The sequence below is a fragment of the Streptomyces sp. SID14478 genome (assembly GCF_010548525.1).
Lineage (GTDB): Bacteria > Actinomycetota > Actinomycetes > Streptomycetales > Streptomycetaceae > Streptomyces.
In genome coordinates this window covers 1-1,984 of record NZ_JAAGMG010000197.1, presented here as the reverse complement: position 1 = coordinate 1,984, position 1,984 = coordinate 1, and the positions used below count along the sequence as shown (strand labels likewise).

The 1,984-nt window shown below is 73.4% G+C and carries 2 protein-coding genes; both read left to right on the top strand.

The window, feature by feature from the left end; translation table 11 throughout:
* Nucleotides 1–357, top strand: a 357-nt coding sequence (locus G3I40_RS07260; protein ID WP_203643583.1) for a helix-turn-helix domain-containing protein, incomplete at its 5' end; no start/stop codon positions are given.
* Nucleotides 358–476: 119 nt separating this feature from the next.
* Nucleotides 477–1,955 carry an MFS transporter gene (locus G3I40_RS07255; protein ID WP_343244847.1) on the top strand — a complete coding sequence of 493 codons (1,479 nt, stop codon included), beginning with the start codon at nt 477–479 and terminating at the stop codon, nt 1,953–1,955.
* Nucleotides 1,956–1,984: the final 29 nt, after the last annotated feature.

Here is a 1,984-nt window from a genome sequence, read left to right as displayed (position 1 = left end):
AACGGCGGCCCCCGGCGCCTGGCCCGCATGGCCGACGTCCACACCGAGGCGCTCCTGCTCGAACTCGCCGACCTCTCCGCCGAGCGCGGCCACCCGCCGACCGGCCCGCTGGCCCGGCTCCTCGCCTACGACCGACGGCACGACGCGCACCTGGTCGCCACGTTGCGCGCCTGGCTCAACGCCTTCGGCGACGTCCCCGCCGCGGCCGAGGCGATGTACGTCCACCAGAACACCTTCCGTTACCGGCTGCGCCGCGTCACCGAGGTCGCCGAGACCGACCTGTCCGACCCCGACGCCCGCTTCGCCCTCATGCTCCAACTCCGTCTCCTGCGCCGCCCGGACAGCCCGCCCGGCTGACGGACGTCACAGGCGGCCGGCCACCGGTGCACGGAATCACATGTCATCATTCAATGACATCGCTTGATGACCTGGATGACTCGATCGGGAAACCCTTGCACCCCTCCATACCGGCGCCCGTGCCCCCTGCCACCGCATCGGCGTTCACGCCCCGCCACCCGCGGGCCCTCGTACCCGTGCTCGTCTCGCTCGGCATGCTCGTCGCCGTCGTCAGCAGCCTCGGCGCCCCCCTCATCCCGACCATCGCCGCCGAGGACCACGTCTCGGTCTCCACCGCCCAATGGGCGCTGACGGTGACGATGCTGGTCGGCGCCGTCGCCACACCCGTCATGGGGCGACTCGGCGACGGCCCGTACCGCAAGAACGTCATCCTCACCGGCCTCGCCTCCGTCCTGGTGGGCAGCTTCCTCGCGGCACTGCCCCTGGGCTTCGCCTGCCTCCTCGCGGGGCGGGCGCTGCAGGGCGTGGGCATGGGCCTCGTACCGCTCGCCATCGCCACCGCGCGCGATGCGCTGCCGCCCGAGCGGGCGCGTTCGGCGGTGGCGACGCTCTCCCTGACCACGGCCGCGGGCATCGGCCTCGGCTACCCGATCACCGGCATGTTCGCCGAGTACCTCGGGATGTACGCCGGGTTCTGGTTCGCCGTCGCCACGGCCGCCGCCGCGTTCCTCGCCACCGTGTTCGTCGTGCCCAAGCCGCCGCACCGGCCCTCGCTCCCCATGGACTACTCCGGCGGACTGCTCCTCGCGGGCGGCATGGCCGCGCTGCTGGTGACGCTCGCCGAAGGGGAGCGGTGGGGGTGGGGCTCCGTGCCGCTGCTCGCGCTCGCCGCCGCGGCCGTCGTCCTGCTCGCCGGCTGGGTCGTGCACTCGCTGCACTCCACGCACCCGCTGGTGCGGATCCGGCTGGTCAAGGACCGGGGCGTGCTCGTCGCCAACCTGACCACGATGGTCGGCGGCGTCGGCACGTACCTGCTGATCTCCCTGGTGACCCGGTACGTCCAGACCCCGACGTCCGCCGGGTACGGCTTCGGCTCCTCCATCGTCGTCACCGGGCTGCTGCTCGTGCCGTTCTCCGCGGCCAGTCTGCTCACCGGCCGGCTGGTGCGGATGCTGGGCCGCGCCGCGACCCCGGCCCGCATGCTGCCGCTCGGCTGCCTGCTCTCGCTCGCGTCCCTCGTCTGCTTCCTGCTGGCCCGTTCCAGCCTGTGGGGGATCGGCGCGATGATGGCCCTCGCCGGACTCGGCGTCGGCGTCACCTTCGCCGTCACACCCGGCCTGATCGTCGGCGGGGTGCCGGCGAGCGAGACGGGCAGCGCGATGAGTTTCAATCAGGTCGTGAAGTACATCGGATACTCGACCGGCAGCGCCCTGAGCGCGGTCATCCTGCAGGCCGCGACCGCTCCCGGCGCGCCCCTGCCGACGAACGACGGCTATCGCACCGCGGGTCTCGCCGGCTGCACCGCGTTCCTGGTCACCGGCATCATCGCCGTCGTCCTGACCCGGCTGAGGACGCCCGCGAGCCCGTCCGTCGTCACCGTGCGACGAGGCGCGCCCGCGGCGGGTGACGCGGCACGCTCCGAGGCGGGCCGCCCGTGAGCGCGCAGGACACCGGCCCGCGCCGCAGC